The organism is Pseudomonas sp. LTJR-52 (genome assembly GCF_003691465.1).
Classification (GTDB): Bacteria; Pseudomonadota; Gammaproteobacteria; order Pseudomonadales; family Pseudomonadaceae; genus Chryseomonas; species Chryseomonas luteola.
Genome location: NZ_CP033105.1, coordinates 2,776,394 through 2,794,159, shown reverse-complemented (window position 1 = coordinate 2,794,159; position 17,766 = coordinate 2,776,394). Strand labels below are relative to the sequence as shown.

Annotated in this window: 14 protein-coding genes; 6 read left to right on the top strand and 8 right to left on the bottom strand. The window is 54.8% G+C overall.

Features of this window, described 5'->3' with window-relative positions:
- Positions 1 to 173 precede the first annotated feature (173 nt).
- From egtD to EAW52_RS13095, 3 genes are all read right to left on the bottom strand, one after another.
- Entirely contained in the window at positions 174 to 1,133 is a 960-nt protein-coding gene (gene egtD, locus EAW52_RS13105; RefSeq protein ID WP_122042728.1) for an L-histidine N(alpha)-methyltransferase, read from the bottom strand.
- 2 nt (positions 1,134 to 1,135) lie between these two features.
- The gene (gene egtB / locus EAW52_RS13100; protein WP_372238920.1) at positions 1,136 to 2,419 is read right to left on the bottom strand and encodes an ergothioneine biosynthesis protein EgtB; all 1,284 of its coding nucleotides are present in this window, start codon (positions 2,417 to 2,419) and stop codon (positions 1,136 to 1,138) included.
- A gap of 198 nt (positions 2,420 to 2,617) precedes the next feature.
- Entirely contained in the window at positions 2,618 to 3,835 is a 1,218-nt protein-coding gene (locus tag EAW52_RS13095) for a carbohydrate porin (protein WP_026003839.1), read from the bottom strand.
- Positions 3,836 to 4,036: 201 nt separating this feature from the next.
- Between EAW52_RS13095 and EAW52_RS13090 the strand changes: the two genes are divergently transcribed.
- The 3 genes from EAW52_RS13090 to EAW52_RS13080 all read left to right on the top strand — a co-directional run bounded on the left by EAW52_RS13090 (position 4,037) and on the right by EAW52_RS13080 (position 11,663).
- The gene (locus EAW52_RS13090) at positions 4,037 to 5,530 is read left to right on the top strand and encodes an MFS transporter (protein ID WP_232235371.1); all 1,494 of its coding nucleotides are present in this window, start codon (positions 4,037 to 4,039) and stop codon (positions 5,528 to 5,530) included.
- 116 nt (positions 5,531 to 5,646) lie between these two features.
- Complete coding sequence (locus EAW52_RS13085; RefSeq protein WP_122042726.1) at positions 5,647 to 10,017, top strand: DNA glycosylase AlkZ-like family protein; 4,371 nt, start codon at positions 5,647 to 5,649, stop codon at positions 10,015 to 10,017.
- A gap of 137 nt (positions 10,018 to 10,154) precedes the next feature.
- Positions 10,155 to 11,663 carry a methyl-accepting chemotaxis protein gene (locus EAW52_RS13080; RefSeq protein WP_122042725.1) on the top strand — a complete coding sequence of 503 codons (1,509 nt, stop codon included), beginning with the start codon at positions 10,155 to 10,157 and terminating at the stop codon, positions 11,661 to 11,663.
- A 37-nt stretch (positions 11,664 to 11,700) separates the two neighbouring features.
- Here the strand turns inward: EAW52_RS13080 and EAW52_RS13075 are convergent, their stop codons facing one another.
- Together EAW52_RS13075 and EAW52_RS13070 are read right to left on the bottom strand one after the other, a co-directional pair.
- A complete protein-coding gene (locus EAW52_RS13075) occupies positions 11,701 to 12,429 on the bottom strand; it encodes a TorF family putative porin (RefSeq protein ID WP_074825426.1) in 729 nt (242 codons plus the stop codon).
- A gap of 329 nt (positions 12,430 to 12,758) precedes the next feature.
- Positions 12,759 to 13,682 carry a DUF6279 family lipoprotein gene (locus tag EAW52_RS13070; RefSeq protein ID WP_122042724.1) on the bottom strand — a complete coding sequence of 308 codons (924 nt, stop codon included), beginning with the start codon at positions 13,680 to 13,682 and terminating at the stop codon, positions 12,759 to 12,761.
- 210 nt (positions 13,683 to 13,892) lie between these two features.
- On the opposite strand from EAW52_RS13070, the gene EAW52_RS25960 reads away from it, so the two are divergent.
- A complete protein-coding gene (locus EAW52_RS25960; RefSeq protein WP_010798068.1) occupies positions 13,893 to 14,039 on the top strand; it encodes a PA1414 family protein in 147 nt (48 codons plus the stop codon).
- Between the two features lie 310 nt (positions 14,040 to 14,349).
- Positions 14,350 to 15,489 carry a PQQ-dependent sugar dehydrogenase gene (locus EAW52_RS13065; RefSeq protein ID WP_122042723.1) on the top strand — a complete coding sequence of 380 codons (1,140 nt, stop codon included), beginning with the start codon at positions 14,350 to 14,352 and terminating at the stop codon, positions 15,487 to 15,489.
- A gap of 24 nt (positions 15,490 to 15,513) precedes the next feature.
- Here the strand turns inward: EAW52_RS13065 and EAW52_RS25955 are convergent, their stop codons facing one another.
- From EAW52_RS25955 to EAW52_RS13055, 3 genes are all read right to left on the bottom strand, one after another.
- On the bottom strand, positions 15,514 to 15,663 hold the full coding sequence (locus tag EAW52_RS25955) for a hypothetical protein (protein WP_010798070.1): 150 nt from the start codon (positions 15,661 to 15,663) through the stop codon (positions 15,514 to 15,516).
- A gap of 85 nt (positions 15,664 to 15,748) precedes the next feature.
- A complete protein-coding gene (locus EAW52_RS13060; protein WP_122042722.1) occupies positions 15,749 to 16,357 on the bottom strand; it encodes a hypothetical protein in 609 nt (202 codons plus the stop codon).
- Between the two features lie 78 nt (positions 16,358 to 16,435).
- Positions 16,436 to 16,645 carry a cold-shock protein gene (locus EAW52_RS13055; RefSeq protein ID WP_010798072.1) on the bottom strand — a complete coding sequence of 70 codons (210 nt, stop codon included), beginning with the start codon at positions 16,643 to 16,645 and terminating at the stop codon, positions 16,436 to 16,438.
- 243 nt (positions 16,646 to 16,888) lie between these two features.
- On the opposite strand from EAW52_RS13055, the gene EAW52_RS13050 reads away from it, so the two are divergent.
- Positions 16,889 to 17,737: a S1 RNA-binding domain-containing protein gene (locus EAW52_RS13050; protein WP_074825433.1), complete on the top strand. Its 849-nt coding sequence runs from the start codon at positions 16,889 to 16,891 to the stop codon at positions 17,735 to 17,737.
- The last annotated feature ends 29 nt before the right edge of the window (positions 17,738 to 17,766 follow it).

The following is a 17,766-nucleotide window of genomic DNA, read 5'->3' as shown; positions in this document are numbered from 1 at the left end:
TACTTTCGCATGAGCGCTCTACAGCTCATTTCTACTAAACAGTTGGTAATCGCAACGGTTTAGTACAACTATAGGAATAGCTTAGCCTTGGCATCTGCGCCAGAGTGGCGCATCGGCATCATGAGTACCCTAACGGTCAGCTCTTAACGACGCGGCTGACCGCTGCTTGAGCGCTATCGTCCCAGATAGTGCACGCTAAAGAGGGCCGCGGGATCTTTCCATACGGCTATTGGGGAAAAGCCAGCTTCCCGGGTCAAGGTTTCAAATCCTTTCAAACTGTATTTATAAGAGTTTTCGGTGTGCAGCGTTTCGCCCTGACGAAACATGAAACGCTGGTCTTCGACACGAATCGTCTGGGCGCGGCGGCTGACCAGATGCATTTCAATGCGAGACTGCTGTTCATTATAAAAGGCGTAGTGGCTGAAGCGCGAAGGATCAAGGTCGGTATCCATCTCGCGACGGATACGCTCCAGCAGATTGAGGTTGAACGCCGCGGTAATACCCTCAGCATCATTATAGGCCGCCTCCAGGCGGGCCTTGCTCTTGACCAGATCCACACCGATCAACAGCCCGCTGCCCAGTGGCAGCAGTCGATGGAGGTTGCGCAGAAAGGCACGTGCCTGAGTTGGTGTGAAGTTGCCGATGCTCGAACCGGGAAAGAAGGCCAGTACAGGCGCTTTTCCCAGCGTTTGTGGAAGCTCCATCGGCTGTGTGAAATCCGTGCACAGCGCACTCACATCCAGCCAGGGATAATCGGCAGCCAGACGGTGCGTGCTGTAAAGAAGAAAGTCTCGGGAAATGTCCACACCCAGGTAGCTTTGAGGACGCATGGCTTCCAGCAGGAGCCGAATCTTGCGGCTGGCACCACTGCCCAGTTCCATGAGCGTCATGCCGGAGCCTGCAATAGCAGCGATATCGCCAGCCGCCTCGGTCAGGATGCGCTCTTCAGTACGAGTCGGGTAGTACTCTGGTGTACCGGTAATGGCTTCGAACAGTTCGGAGCCGCGCTGATCATAGAAGTACTTGGGCGGAATGGCCTTGGGTTCGGCTGCCAAACCATTCAGGACATCTTCACGTAGGGAGTCGCTGGCGACGTCCGGTTGTTGATCGTAGAAGCGAACCGCTAGAGCCATGATCAGATCTCCTTGGCAAGGCGAAGGCCGGCGAATTGCCAACGCATGGCTGGGTAGAAGAAGTTACGGTAGGTCGCGCGAATATGATCGGTAGGGGTAGCGCAACAGCCGCCCCGCAAGACCATCTGCCCGGACATGAATTTGCCGTTGTACTCGCCCAGACTGCCATCCAGCGGCTTGAAGCCGGGGTAGGGGCGATAGGCACTGCCGGTCCATTCCCAAACGTCCCCAAATAGCTGGCAGGGTTGATCGGGTGTGTGAGTCCTACAGGCCACAGGCGAGAGATGGTCCTGCTCGACAAAGTTGCCTGTACGCGAAAGACCGGCGGCGGCCACTTCCCATTCGGCTTCGGTTGGCAGGCGGGCGCCGGCCCAACTGGCGTATGCATCCGCCTCGTAAAAGCTCAGGTGACAGACGGGTGCCTGTTCATCGATAGGTTGTAGGCCGCCCAAGCCTATGGCGTACCAGCGGCCGTCTACGTTCTCCCAGTAGAGGGGTGCTTGCCAGCCAGCCTGCCGCACCTGGCTGAAGCCATCGGACAGCCAGAGATCACTGCAGCTATAGCCCTGATCTTCGATAAAGGCCATGTACTCACCATTGGTGACCAGGCGACTCGCCAGCTGAAACTCATCGACAAAGACGCGGTGGCGTGGTGTCTCGCAATCAAAGGCAAAACCGTCGCCGCTATGGCCTATGTGGCGTACGCCAGCCGGGTATGAATGCCATGTCAGCGGAGTGGGATCAGCGTGTGTGGCTGGCTTGAGGTCGTGCCGATACACCGGATGGAGAGGGTTCTGGGCCAGGATATGCTTGATGTCCATGAGCAGCAGCTCCTGATGTTGCTGCTCATGGTGGAGCCCGAGTTCTGTGCGACGGGCGATTTCTTCAGCATGCTGTTCCGGCAAGTGGTTCAGCAGTTCGAGCATGGCCTGATCGACCCATTGGCGAAAGCCATAGATCTCTGCAACGGTTGGACGGGAGATCAGTCCGCGCTTGGCTCGTGGGAATGGAGTGCCATGGGTTTCGTAATAGGAGTTGAACAGGTAGTCGTAGGCGGGATCCAGTGTCTTGTAGCCCGGCAGGAAGGGCTTGAGAATGAACGCTTCGAAAAACCAGGTCACGTGGGCCAGATGCCATTTGGGCGGACTGACGTCTGGCATGCTTTGTATCAGGTAGTCTTCGGTCTGAAGGGGAGCACAAAGCTTTTCAGTAGCGGATCGAACCCGTTTAAAGCGTTCGATGAGGCAGCCAGGGGTGTCGAGAGCGAAGGCATCCACAGTGTTCATCTCGCGGGCGAGATGGCTCATGGCATTATCTCCAGGTCGTTCCGACAGATGCCGGAGGTGGGCTTCGTAGAACGGACCCGGAGAGAAACTTAAAGTTCTTTCTAGAATATGGGCGGCTAAGATCGATTGTTTCTGGATGGTAGAAGGCTTATAGCCGTATCGGGGCTAATGCCAGGATACGGCTATAACGCTACCGCTTTACCACCAGGTTTCCAGCTGCACGCCGAAGTTTGAGCCGTGACGCTGAGAGCCGAATGCCCCTGAATCAGACAGCGCGGTGTCTTGCGCTGCGCTTAGCTGAGCGGCGCGGTTCCACTGCGCATAAGTCCAATAGAATCGGATTTCGGGACGATCCATCAGGCCCATCCCGCCTAACGCAAGGGTGGGAGCCACGGTGAACTTGGTCAATTTGCGTGTGCCGCCTTCTTCAGGGTCGATCTGATCATGGCCTGCTTCTACCAACAGCTTGAAATGCTCGCTGAATGCATAGGACGGACGGACACCAAAGGAATACCAGGTCTGGCCAGCGTTGTTAGGCGCGCGGTCACGCTGTACCAATGCCAGCAGCATTCCGCCAAAACGCGGGGTAATCTGCCAGCGGGGCGATTCAAGGACCCTTATGCTCTTTACATCCTTGTCGGCTTGTACGTTACCGGTCTGGCCAAGCCCGATGCCGGGACCTTCGCCATATTGAACCGTAAACCGGTTTTCGCCGCCAAAGAAATTCACCTGCTTATGTTCGGCCGAGATGGACCAACCGCTGTGCGAGTCTTCAACATGTCCGGCTTTCTGAATGTAGCTCAGGCCAATTTCAATCTCGGCGTCCTTGTTGGCCTTGATGCCGCCCAGGTTGATGTCGTGTCGGTTGGCCTTGTGCTTCTGTTCGATATTGTCTTCTCGGGAGAAGGCATAGCTCAGGCGTAGTCCTGTGTCACCCAGGCCATAGTCCTCGATACCCGCGCCTGTGCCGCTTGGGTTCCAGTAATAGAAGTCATTGATGTGAATATCGTGACGCTTGTAGTAGCGGCGACCGAACCAGAGGCCACCGCCGTTCAGTTCGGGCAACGCCAGACTGGTCCAGATTTGCGGCAAGCGGACATTGCCATTGTCGCCGCTAAACGTGGGCGACTGGTCATAGACATTGTAAAGGCTTGCCATGCCGTGCAGTTTCCAGAGCGTCCCGTCAGCGCCCTTGTACAGTTCCTGGTGACCCTCTAGCTCCCAATAGGTCTCGCACTCGTTACCCAAGCGGTATTTGGCAGGTGCCCCCGGAAGCTGAAAGCAGGACTGCTTACCGCCTGCATCAGCACCCCCTATACCAACACGTCCGTACCCATCAAATTCGAATGCCTGCCCTGTGAGCGGAAAGATGCAGGCTAAAAAAGCCGCAGAGGTGCCGCGAATCATTGTTTTCATTAGTTATTTTCTCTATCCCGATAGCGCAATAGTTCTTTTTTTAAAAAAGCTTTTCTCGGACTCGCTGTTTCTCGACGAGTTGCGTAGCGCCTCGCTGAACTACTTTTGTATGACCTAGCTCTCAATTTGTAGACGAGCTGTACAAAAGTGCCAGTCGCATCGCTGTGCGGCCCCTTTATAAAAATAGTGAGGACAAGAAATATGGCGGCCTCAGATGTTTCCGCTGTCCAAGAGACGGATTCCCCTTCTGGCAAAAAACTGCACGAGCACATTTACGAAACCAATCTTCCGGCCCGGCTCGACCGGCTGCCCTGGGGGCGCTTTCATACCTTGTTGGTCATGGCCTTGGGTATTACCTGGATTCTCGATGGTCTTGAAGTAACATTGGCGGGTTCGGTAGCGGGCGCCTTGAAGGCGAGTCCCGCGCTTCAGTTGACCAATGCTGATGTTGGATTGGCAGGTGGCGTTTACATCGCCGGTGCAGTTTTGGGTGCGTTATTTTTTGGCTGGCTGACGGACCGGCTAGGGCGTCGCAAGCTCTTTTTCATCACACTGTTTCTCTATGTAGGTGCAACGTTTCTGACGGCGTTTTCCTGGAACCTGTGGAGCTTTCTGCTGTTCCGCTTCCTGACAGGCGCAGGCATTGGAGGCGAGTACACGGCCATCAATTCCACCATTCAGGAATTTACGCCAGCGCGTTATCGCGGCTGGGTTGACCTGACGATCAATGGCTCGTTCTGGGTGGGTGCAGCCCTGGGTGCCATGGGCTCCATTGTATTTCTAGACCCCGAACTGCTTCCAGGCGACCTGGGGTGGAGAATGTGCTTTGGCATTGGGGCGGCGCTCGGGTTGATCATTCTATTCATGCGCATGTGGATACCCGAAAGCCCGCGCTGGCTCATGATTCATAATGAGCCGGAAGAGGCCAAGCGCATTGTCGATAACATCGAAAAACGCTTCGAAGCCGAAGGCTACAAGCTTGAGCCGGTCGATCCCAAATTCCATTTGCGCATGCGCGGTCGGGACCATACGCCACTCAAGGAGGTCTTCCAGAGCTTGTTTGTCGTGCATCGCCAACGCGCATTGGTAGGCATGACCCTACTGACAGCTCAGGCCTTTTTCTACAACGCAATCTTCTTTACCTATGCGTTGGTACTGACAGATTTCTACGATGTACCCTCAGAGAATGTCGGCTGGTATGTACTGCCATTTGCGCTCGGTAATTTCTGTGGTCCACTGCTCCTGGGGCGACTGTTCGACGTGGTTGGCCGCCGGATTATGATCAGCTCTACCTACGCTATTTCGGGTGTCCTGCTCATCATCACGGGCTATATGTTCCAGCAGGGTATGCTGGATGCAACGACTCAGACAATTGCCTGGATGGTAATCTTCTTCTTTGCCTCAGCCGCAGCCAGCTCGGCTTATCTGACCGTTGCCGAAACGTTCCCGCTGGAAATCCGCGCCTTGGCGATTGCAGTGTTCTACGCCTTTGGTACAGGGCTGGGTGGAATTATTGGCCCAACCCTGTTTGGTCAGCTGATTGAGAGTGGTAGCCGAGTCAACGTCTTCTATGGCTACGCCATTGGCGCCAGCCTCATGATTGCGGCAGGGATAGTGCAGTCGATCTGGGGCGCGGCAGCTGAACGCAAGTCACTCGAGTCAGTCGCGCGACCACTGTCGATGGTAGACAGTTGAGTTAGTAAGCGTGATGCAATCGTCTGCCACGAAGCCGGGCGAGGTGGAGAAATCCACTCGTCCGGCTTCGTTTATACCGTCTTGTCTGTCATCGAAGTCGCTCCCATAGTGGAGTCATGACTTATCCTTTACGTCCCGCTTCCACCCAAGAGGCTCTGGCAGGTTTTCATCCTGCCGTGCAGTCCTGGTTCTCACGTACCTTCGCTTATCCAACCGAAGTCCAGCAGCATGCCTGGCCTGCCATTAGGGCAGGACAGTCGACGCTGGTCGCAGCCCCTACCGGCTCTGGCAAGACCCTGACAGCCTTCATGGCGGCAATCGATGAACTGGTACGCCTGGGTGTTGAATACAACGGTGCCTTGCCGGATGAGACCTGGGTTGTTTACGTTTCACCGCTCAAGGCGTTATCGAACGATATTCGAATCAATCTGGAAAAGCCGCTCGCAGATATCACGGCTGAGCTTGAACGGTGTGGTTTGCCGCCTGTAGCGATCCGAACAGCCGTCAGAACAGGCGATACACCGCAGCGCGAGCGTAATGCCATGCGTAAACGGCCGCCACACATCCTAGTGACGACGCCAGAGTCGCTTTATGTACTGCTGGGCTCAGATTCTGGACGCGTACTGCTACGGACGGTGCGCAGCGTCATTGTGGATGAGATCCATGCCATCGCCGACGGAAAGCGGGGTAGTCATTTGAGTCTTTCTCTCGCGCGCCTGGAGGCCTTATGCGAGCGGCCATTGGTGCGTATTGGATTGTCTGCTACACAAAAGCCCATCGGCGCCGTCGCGCGCTTTCTGGTGGGGTGCGATAGAGTAGGGCAGGAAAGACCTTGTGCGGTCGTTGATATCGGCCATGATCGTGTTCGGGATCTTGCTCTTGAAGTACCGCCCGCTCCGCTGCAGCCTGTGATGTCCAATGAAGCGTGGGAAGGGCTTTATGATCGTCTGGCTGAGCAGGCTGAGGCCCATCGAACGACGCTGATTTTCGTCAATACGCGCCGTATGGCCGAGCGCATGGCTAGGCATCTGACGGACCGGCTCGGCAGTCGGGCAGTGGCCGCCCACCATGGCAGTCTGGCCAAGGAGCAGCGCCTCGACGCCGAACAGCGCCTCAAGCGTGGCGAACTCAAGGTGCTTGTAGCCACCGCATCGCTGGAATTGGGCATCGATATTGGTGAGGTTGATCTGGTCTGCCAGATCGGGTCACCTCGCTCCATTGCCGCTTTTCTTCAGCGTGTAGGCCGCTCGGGTCACCATGTCGAAGGGATTCCGAAAGGGCGACTGTTCCCAACGTCTCGGGATGATCTGATCGAATGTGCAGCGCTGCTTGATTGCATCCGACGTGGCGAAATGGATACGTTGGTTATTCCTAGGCAGCCGCTGGATGTGCTGGCACAACAGGTCGTAGCGGAAACCGCATGCCATGAATGGGACGAGGACGCCTTGTTTACGCTGGTCCGATGTGCCGAGCCCTATGCGGCACTGTCACGAACTGACTTCAATGCGGTAGTGACGATGCTGTGTGAAGGCTATAGCCATCGGCGAGGTGTTCGGACCGCCTATGTGCACCGCGACGCCGTGAACGGGCTCTTGCGCGGTCGTCGTGGTGGCAAGATGACTGCGGTCATGAGCGGTGGAACCATTCCTGAAACCGGCGATTATTCTGTCGTGCTGGAGCCGCAGGGGCATGGGATCGGGACGGTCAATGAGGACTTCGCGGTCGAGAGCCTGGTTGGCGATATCTTTCAGCTGGGCAATACGTCCTATCGAATTCTCAAGATCGAAAGTGGACGTGTCCGCGTTGAGGACGCACAGGGTCAGCCGCCCAATATTCCATTTTGGCACGGCGAAGCACCTGGGAGAACAGATGAGCTCTCACACGGTGTTTCGCGCTTGCGTCATGAGCTGGAGCTACGCTTATCCGATACGGCGTCGGTCATCGAATGGCTGAAAGTGGAAAAAGAGCTTCCAGCGGCGGCGGCTGAGCAGATCGTCGACTATCTGGGACGTGCTCGACAGATGCTGGGTGCGTTACCGACCCGGCAGACGTTGGTAATGGAACGGTTTTTCGATGAGGCAGGCGGCATGCAGCTTGTCATCCATTCGATTTATGGAAGCCGTGTGAACCGAGCCTGGGGACTGGCGCTGCGCAAGCGATTCTGCCGCCGTTTCAATGTGGAGCTGCAAGCGGCGGTGACAGAGGATGCTCTCATCCTTTCGCTCTCTACGAGCCATAGTTTTCCGCTGGAAGAGGTGTGGCGGTACCTGCACTCAGCAAGTGCGGAGCACATTCTTATACAGGCGCTGCTTGAGGCACCGCTTTTTGGCATTCGCTGGCGCTGGAATGCCACCACCGCATTGGCCTTGCCGCGGTTCACGGCAGGTCAGAAGGTCGCGACTCAGGTCCAGCGGATGCGCAGCGATGATCTGCTGGCAACCGTCTTTCCCGATCAGGTGGCTTGTCTGGAAAACATTGTTGGCGAGCGTGAGGTTCCCGAGCATCCGCTGGTCAAGCAGACCCTGCATGACTGCCTACAGATATCCATGGATAGCCGCGCCTGGCTGGAGCTGCTCGGGAATATCGAAGCGGGTACGGTCGCGACAAAGGTCTGCGATCTGCCTGCACCGTCACCCCTTGCAGCGGAAATTCTTACCGCACGTCCCTATGCCTTTCTGGACGATGCTCCTTTAGAGGAGCGCAGAACGCTGGCTGTGATGAATCGGCGTTGGTTGGATTCCGCGACTGGCGATGACCTGGGTGCGCTCGATGCCGAGGCGATTGACTCAGTACGGGAGCAGGCCTGGCCGCAGGCACGTGATGCCGATGAGCTGCACGAAGCGCTCACAGGACTGGGGTGCATGACTGAAAAAGAGATGTCTGCGCAAAACAGCTGGAAACCGTTTCTGGCCAAGTTACTCAAGGCAGGTCGGGTATGCCGTGTCGTTACCCCACATCAGGTCTTTTGGGCCCCGGTTGAGCGTGTACGCCTTTTGGAACTGGTTTATCCGGGAATGATACGTGATCCTGATGGCTCACTGCCTGTCGAACTTGATGAGATATGCACTCGGGAAGAGGCGCTGGTAGAGCTCATACGTGCCCGGCTGACAGGCTTTGGTCCGCTGACGTTAACAACGCTGAGCCAGCACATGGGACTTTCAGCCTCAGAGCTCATGGTGGCACTCGCTGCACTGGAGCGGGAAGGTTATGTCTTGCGGGGGCGTTTCACGCCTGTCGCTGCTGAAGAGGAATGGTGTGAGCGTCATCTGCTGGCTCGCATTCACCGCTATACCGTCAACCGGTTACGTCGTGAGATCGAGCCGGTGAGTTGTACGGATTTCATGCAGTTCCTGTTTGACTGGCAGCACGTCACACCTGAGACCCAGGCCAGAGGGATCGAAGCCTTGTTAGCGGTACTGACCCAGCTGGAAGGGTATCAAGTGGCTGCTGCAGGCTGGGAAAGTGAGATATTACCTGCGCGCCTGCCGGATTATGGCTTTCATTGGCTGGATGATCTGTGTCGTAGCGGGCGTATGGTGTGGATGCGTCTGGATCTCGTGAGCAAGGCTGCTGGCGGACCTGTACGGGCTTCTCCTGTTGTGCTACTGCCCAGACGCGACTTGGCTGTCTGGAATGCGCTGTCTGCTCATTCGGCCGAGCCGGAGCTTTCACCTAAGGCACAAAAGGTCATGGATGTCCTGTCCCGTCGCGGCGCGCTGTTTTTTGACGAACTGATGAGCGAAGCCCGTTTGTTGCGGACAGAGCTGGAAAATGCCTTGGGCGAGTTGGTCAATACAGGGATGGTCAATGCAGACAGCTTTGCCGGACTAAGGGCGTTATTACTGCCAGCCGCCAAGCGAGGCAGCCGTACCACGAGTCGTCGGGGCAGGGTGCCTCTGTATGGCGGGATGGACGATGCAGGCCGCTGGGCATTGATTCGGCGGCCTACAGCAGAAGCCGTGCAGCAGGTATCCAAACCCCCACGCTGGAGTGATGACGTCATGGAGCACATTGCCTGGGTGTTGCTGAGGCGATATGGCGTCATCAGCTGGCACCTGCTGGCACGGGAGACAGACGCCTTGCCGCCCTGGCGCGAACTGCTGCGCATCTATCACCGTCTCGAAGCGCGTGGAGATATACGCGGTGGGCGTTTCATAGCGGGTCTTTCCGGTGAGCAGTTCGCCTTGCCGGAAGCTGTTGCGCTACTACGCGCCGTGCGAACACGTGCCGCAACTGAACGCTATGTGCGTATTGCCGCCGTGGACCCGCTCAATCTTGCCGGTACACTGCTACCTGGAGCCAAGGTTCCTGCGGTTATGGGGAATCGGCTGCTGTTCAGAAATGGCGTACCGATTGCGGCCTGGGTGGCCGGTAAGTTCAAGGCGTTGATCGCCTTAGGGCCAGAGGAAGAACAAAAGGCCCGGCTACTGCTGATTCGAGGTGACGCCTACCTGGCACAGACAGGCGTAAGCAGCGTTTATGAATAGTGTGCTCATTACTTTGCCATTTGTCGTGATTAGATAAGTTTAATCAGGCGCTTACTCAATAAATTCAGGCAGCAGGTCGATACCTCCTACGACACGACTCTGTCGACCTATTAAACAATTATTTCTTGGTAGAGGGCATGCCTGTGTCCGAATCCGTTTATTCCCTAACTACCTACTACCGCAAGGCCGATAAGTTGATGTTGGCTGTGGTTTGGGTCATGTTCGTCTATTCGCTCTGCCTGACCTACTGGGAAGGAAGTCTTACGCAGGCCCTGCTTGTCGGTGGAGCATTGGCTGCTTTGCCTACAGTGCTTTATAGCGTTGCACCCGGCTCACGCCTGATGCGTTGTACCATAGCCGTTGTATTCATGGGTTTTGCTGCCTTGCAGATCCATCTCTTGCAAGGCATGGAAGAAATGCACTTCGGCGTCTTTGTACTGTTGGCGTTTCTGGTGTATTACCGTGACTGGTTACCTATTCTCATAGCGGCAGGCGTTATCGCTGTTCATCATGTTGGATTTTATGCAATCCAAGCGTCAGGATGGGATCTGCATGTCATCCATCGTAGCGAAACATGGGGCGTTATTTTCCTGCATGCGTTTTATGTAGTGTTGGAAAGCGCCATTCTTATCTATCTGTCGCTTCATACTCGTAAGCAGGCGGTTGTCAGTGAATCCTTGTTATTGGCAGTAAACTATCTGACACGCCATGGCCAGGCGGTCGATCTGAGCTATCGCATTTCACTGAAAAATGAACTGACAGACCGGTTCAATGGATTTCTTGACTCGCTCGACCACACTGTTGGAAGTGTCGTTTCTAACAGCCAAGGGCTCTCTGTTGCAGGTGAGGGTATGGCTAAAGCCACTTCTCACATGCGTGAGGGCTCACGCATACAGTATGAGCAAATTACTAAGGTTTCATCTGCTATTGATCAGATGGGCGCTACAATTAGTGAGGCTGCCGATCAGGCGCAACAGGCTGCTCAAGTAGCCGGTCAGGCGACTAAGCGTGCCTATAAAGGCAGTATCGATCTGAATGCTATGCAAAAGGAGTTCAGCCTTCTGGCTGAGCATCTTGAGGGAACTGATGAGGAAATGCGCGCTTTGGCCGCTCACTCTCAACAGATCGGAAAAGTGCTGGAAGTCATCAAAGCGATTGCCGAGCAAACTAACCTTCTGGCGCTTAACGCAGCCATCGAGGCGGCCCGGGCTGGAGATCAGGGTCGAGGGTTTGCGGTGGTGGCAGATGAGGTGAGGGCATTGGCGCAGAAGACAGCGGCCTCGACCTCAGAGATCGAAAACATCATTGGCTCATTGCAGATGGGAAGCAAAAGTGCAGTAGAAGCCATGCAGGAAAGCCGAGCGCGCGCAGTTCGCTGCGCTAGCGATGTGCACAAGAGCGCTCAGTCCTTGCAATTGATCTCCGATGACATCCGTGCCATTAACGATATCAATGCGCAAGTAGCAGCTACCTCCTGTCATCAGGTTGAAGTCACTGGCGAGGTAAGTAAGCACCTCTACTCTGTACGGACAGTTACCGAAAAGAATGCTTTAGAAGCGGAAGGGCTTGAGCGTGAAAGCCAGCGTTTGAAAAGCCTCTCAGAGCAGTTCCATCAATTGAGTAGTGTTTTCAAAACCAGTCTTTAACCTATTGCATCCAGCGGTCCTATGACCGCTGGATGACTTAAAACAGAGGGTGCGACGCCTTCAGCAATAAAGCGGTATCGCAGTAGGCGTTGTGTCCTGAATAGGATGAGCAATCCTGTCCCTGAAGACTGGTTCCGGTATAAGAGAAGTTGAACTGGGTGTCAGCCCATTTGCGGGTCAGATTTACCGACCAATCATTATACGAGCGAACCATGTCGCCACTTGCCAGCGTCACCGGCGAGTTCAACATGTAATTTCCATAACGCATGGAAAGGCCCATTCCGAGAATCGGAGTAGTACCCAGGTCCGCGTAAAGAGATGTGTTGCTACGGTCGGGATCATTGGCGAACGCCGCGCCAAAGCGGCTGCCGAAGATGCTAATACCGGAGTAGATTTCCCGGCTGGGTTCTACGTCCTGCGTGACGTGATCGTAATTGATCAGGCCGAATTCATAACCGTATCCGCTGCTGGCAAAGCGATGCTTGTAGCCCGCATAAGTATCCATTTCAATGGACAGGTTATCCGCGGAGGATCCGCTGTTCGCCGTCCACTGGCCAAAATACAAGCCAGTGTCATGGGTGAAATCCAGACCGCCATTTACTGCGCCGTTAGAAGGCTTGACGAGCCCCTGGGCCATAGTGCGCGTCTGGGTCGTTCCCAGGGTCATATCGAAGCCGCCCAGGTCACGCTGCAAGAGCGTCTGGGCTGTAGCAGTACCGGAGGCAAGAGCCGCCACAATAAAAACAAGCCATGAAGGGTTTGGCATGGGTTTCACTCCCCTAGGTTTAACAGGAGCGGCGATTGCTCAGCAGCCTGCACTAGCAGGCAAACAGCCAGAGGCCAAAGCAATGCCTGACGTCAACATTCATCCGTGGTTGAGCAGGTAGTTAATATTCAAAAAAGTCCGCCACGTGGAACACGCTACGTTCTTGTTATGACAGGAGGAGCCAGGCACTCAGGCACGTAAAACAGGCTCAGGGGAATAATATCGATCTAGCCGAATTGGAAAAGGTCATTCGTCGGTTAAATTTTGACCAATATTACAAACTTAGGAATAAGACCTCAGGTAATTACTCAACAGTTCCGCTGATCGTGCTAATTTTTCGTTCTATCGCACCGTTGAGGTTCAAGGTCTTTCTGTATATCCGTTAATCGACTGACGATCTGATTACGCTGTGTTTCATCCGTGGTTTTGTACACGTCGTCAATAAGCGAAATCGCTGCCTCTTGGGTTTTCGAAAAGCTTTCCCGGTAAGCAGGCGTCCACAGGCTTTCCCGATCCTGCAGCAGCTGTTTGACGCGCTGTGGGAAATCTGACTCGCCGCGATGCTGCAAGGCCTCGAGCAGTTCTCGCTGCCACTGAATCCGATTGCCGACCCAGGCCTGATTTTGATCACCAAGTTGCACCGACCATTGCATGATTCGGTCTTTCTGAGCCGGATTGAGCGAGCCTGTCCAGAAGCTGATGCGTTCCTCCATACGAGCGGCCCGATCTCGAATCTGTTCGCCGCGAGAAGGGGCGAGGTACTTTTTACGACGGTCCTTGATGTCACGGTCCAGCTCTTCCTTCAGCTCTGCGACCTGCTGATCGGTCAGCTGTTTTAACAGATCGGTACTGGTCGGTGTGATTTCAACCGCCAGGGTATCGACGGCCTGTCTGAGTTCATCCATGCGGGCCCTGATCGTTACTGGGGATACCTGCTGGTTACGCACCATAGTCTTGATGCCATCCATCCACTCTAGATAGCGAGGCAGCTCGTGGCTACAGTGCCAACGCAGATGGTTCGCCAACCGTTCGTCAAACCAACGACGCTGCTCGGAGTTCATGTCGAGGTAATCGTTCATCGACCACGGTATAAGCGTATTGAGGTGCTTATAGGCAAATCCGACACGGGTACAGGCCCCGACGCTTAGGGCAATGGCAAAGATGACCAGCCAGGGTGAAAGCGGAACACGCATGAATACTGCCTCTTCCAGAGCACTACTGTTTAGTCCTTCAAAAACTGGTTCTGGTTGCATACTTGTCTGTTTGCAACGTAGCGCACAGGCCGTTTGGGTTGAGCGAAATATAGTGTTACGGCTGGGGCAATAGTTCTGGAATTGAATAAGGCAAAATTGACTCAATATTAAGGTGAGCCTGCCGATAATCCATTGAAAGCGTTGCTCAGGCAATTTTCCGGCAGACATGCAGTCTCTGTATTACAGGTAGTAGATCTCAGGAGATCGGTGATGAAAGAACGTATTCAAGAACTGGCGTCCAAATTGATTGAGGCGCTGGGCCTGGCTGATCAGCCGCGTCTTCAGCCTATTCCTGTGCGCAGCCGCGAGCGGGAGCGTTTGGCAGAAGAGCAGCGTCGTCGCGCACGTCGTCGCTAACCCCTACTTAAATTCTATGCATTGAACGCTTGTCTTTGCCGTAGCCCGTATAGTCAAGTCGGTAACGGCAACGTCCAATGCAGGAGTCGATGCTGATTACGGCTCCTCTTCCCTGATTAACTCCTGCACCTGAATCGCTAACACTGCTTTCACAGCACTGATCTGCTATAAGGTAATACCACCCCTGTTCAAAGGTGCCGAAACGGACTACGTCTGTAAGCGCTCGCTTATTGTAACTGTCTATGTGAGTGGGCCTTTTTAGCCGAAGTAAAGCGCTACAGTCAGTTCTCCGGTTAAAAGGGGGAACACTATGTTTAAGTGGGCGTTGGCAGCGGGCGTGTTACTGATAAGTAATGTAGTCATTGCTCAGGGACAGGTCGCTACCTATCCCAGTGAGAAAGGCAAGGTTAGCGTTACGGTCATTAAGAAAGGCTTGGACCATCCGTGGGGGCTGGCTTTTTTGCCTGATCAAAAGGGAATGCTGGTAACCGAGCGGCCCGGGCGCCTACGTGTACTCAAGAGCGACGGCTCTGTATCTAACCCTATTGCAGGCTTGCCGGATGTCTACAATCGCAGCCAGGGCGGCTTGATGGACGTGGCTTTGTCTCCTTCTTTTGCTGAGGATCGTCTTATTTATCTCAGTTACTCCGAAGGGGGAGGCGAGGATGATAAGGCTGGTACGGCGGTTGGGCGAGGCACGCTCTCTGCTGACATGACCCGTGTGGAAGGCTTTACCGTGATTTTCAGGCAAGAGCCCAAACTTTCTACCGGTGCGCATTTTGGCTCGCGGCTGGTGTTTGATCAGCAGGGCTATCTATTCATTGCGCTGGGTGAGAATAACCAGCGTATCACGGCGCAGGCGCTCGATAAGCTCCAGGGCAAGCTTGTTCGCATCAAGGCCGATGGCACCGTTCCGAACAATAACCCGTTTGTAGGCCAATCAGATGCTCGCCCGGAGATCTGGTCCTATGGGCATCGCAACCAGCAGGGCGCGGCCCTGAATCCCTGGACCGGACAGGTCTGGACCAACGAGCATGGACCTCGTGGAGGAGATGAAGTCAACATTCCGCTGGCAGGCAAAAACTATGGTTGGCCTGTGGCTACCCACGGGATCAACTATTCCTATACACCCATTCCGGAAGCAAAGGGCAAGGACGTACCAGGGACAGAGCAGCCATTGTATGTATGGGAGAAGTCGCCGGGCGTCAGCGGCATGGCCTTTTACTCAGCCGATCAGTTTCCCGCCTGGAAAAACAGCCTCTTCATTGGCGCTCTTGCTCAAGAGAGTCTGATCCGGCTGCAGCTGGAGGGCGACAAGGTTGTTCATGAGGAGCGGTTGCTGGAAGAAAAAGGGGCACGTATCCGGGACGTTCGCCAGGGGCCTGATGGTTATCTGTATGTATTAACGGATTCGTCAGAAGGGGAAGTGCTGAAAATAGGGCTTGAATGAAGAAGGGCGCATACGCGCCCTTTCTCAGTTATAACCCGTGCCGTCTTTCATGCGATCAGGGCTGTTGGGAGAGGGCGGGTTACGCTCCGAATCCACCTGGGCATGTTCTGTGCGGCGTGGCTTTTCTGCTTGATCTCTTTTTTCGTTTTCGGCATTTCGCGTTTGTTCAGTCATGGCTCACCTCGCATTGCGTGGTTATGAATGGCTCATAAGGTGTGACTGAACTTATACAGACCCGTTCAATGTTTTCGGCCAACGGTCATTGCAGTGTCTGAAACGTCAGCTGCTCGGCTATCAATGTCTTTAGCAGCTCGTTGACCTGCCGGGTAAAGGTATCGGTAATCGCTTCGCCGGTTGTATGTCCCATGAAGGGAAGAAACCAGATACCCATCCAGGTCTTGATGGAATCATCGTTACGGTGCCGGGCAACTGGGTGCAGACTAGGGTCGAATAATTCGCCTGTCAGGGTAAAGTTGTCCTTGGCCACGCCGGGGACAATAAATAGCGTTGCGCCGGTAAGCATGCCGCTGGCAACAGAAGCTGCCATGGCGCTGTGGTTGTATAGCTTCAACTTGAGCACGTAATCACCAGGCTCGGCACGATCAGGCGCCAGGCTGTAATGACTGAAGAGCTCCGAGGCCTGCAATGCCTGGATGAGGGCCGGTTCCAGGCCTTCACGCGCTACTGGAATGGATCGGGCATCCCCATCGCCGGGTTCGCCACGGTAGAAATTGAATTCCACGTGTAGTCCAGGACGGGCGAAAGACGGCGAAGCGATGGGCGCTGGTGTAGGGGCGACCTGATCGCCTGGAAATACCGCACACCCTGATAGGGTCAGAAGCAGAACGAGTCCCAGTTTACGAAGCATATATCATCCTGTTGTCTGTCGTGCAGGCATAAAAAAAGCCCAGCTTTGCAGCGGGGCTTTTTCGAGAAGTCGGAGTAGTTAAACTACCTGAACCTCATCAGCCTGCAGGCCCTTCTGGCCTTGCACGACCAGGAAGGAAACGGCTTGACCTTCCTTCAGGCTCTTGAAGCCAGTGCTCTGAATGGCACGGTAGTGTACGAAAACGTCCGGGCCGCTCTGCGGAGTGATGAAGCCGAAGCCTTTTTCATCGTTGAACCACTTGACGGTACCGGTTTGGCGAGTAGACATGGATTGCTCCCTGAACAAAGATTTTTGACAGCGCTGGAACTGCCCAGGCTGCGACTGAGTGCAAAGAGTCACCACTGCTAAGCGTGGCCATGGCCTCGCCGATAAACGGTACACGTGCAACACAGTGCAGGCACTGTAACGCTTTCGAAGATTTTGTCTAGCCCTTTTGCCAGGGCATTTCATGGTTTATCGGTTGAGCAGAATATGTCAGGTATGATAGTGGCTTCTCAATGAGGTACTAGCATGGCTTTAATCGGGCGTTTTAATAGTCTGCAAATTATCAAGCGGACGGACTTTGGCTTATATCTGGATGCCGAGCAGGACGGTGAAATCCTGTTGCCGAACCGCTATATCCCGAAGGATCAGCCCACCGAGGCGGGTGATTGGATCAATGTATTCGTTTATCTCGACAGTGAAGACCGGATCATTGCGACGACTCAAAAGCCCAAGGTTCAGGTAGGGCAGTTCGCCAGTCTAAAAGTGGTCGAGGTCAACCGTATCGGAATTTTTCTGGATTGGGGCCTACCCAAGGACCTGTTGCTCCCGCACTCCGAAGAAAAGCGCCCGTTGCAGGTTGGGGATTACTGCGTGGTCTATGTCTATATTGATCAGCGCACCCACCGAATTACCGCAACGGCGCGCCTGGATCGATACCTGGATACCGTACCGGCGTCTTACACAAGCGGTCAGGCAGTCGATCTGCTGGTGGCCGAACAAACGCCCATGGGCTTCAAGGCCATCATCGAAGGGAAGCATTGGGGGCTCATTCATCAAAATGAGGTCTTCAAGTTTCTGCGCAGCGGTATGCAGGAAAAGGGCTTTATCAAGGAAGTGCGCCCCGATGGAAAGATCAGTCTTTCCCTGCAACCGTTGGGACGTCAGGCTGTCGATGCGCTGGGTCAGCAGATACTTGGGCTGGCAAAAGCCCGCAATGGCGTTCTCGAAGTCAGCGACAAAAGCTCGCCAGAACTGATCAGCAAGCTGTTCGGCGTCAGCAAGGGGACGTTCAAGAAGGCCATTGGCGGTTTGTACAAGCAGGGGCTGATCGTTATATACGACGACAGGATCGAATTACCTGAGACGGACGATTGATAGCCGCCTCACCTGAACATTGACGGAGG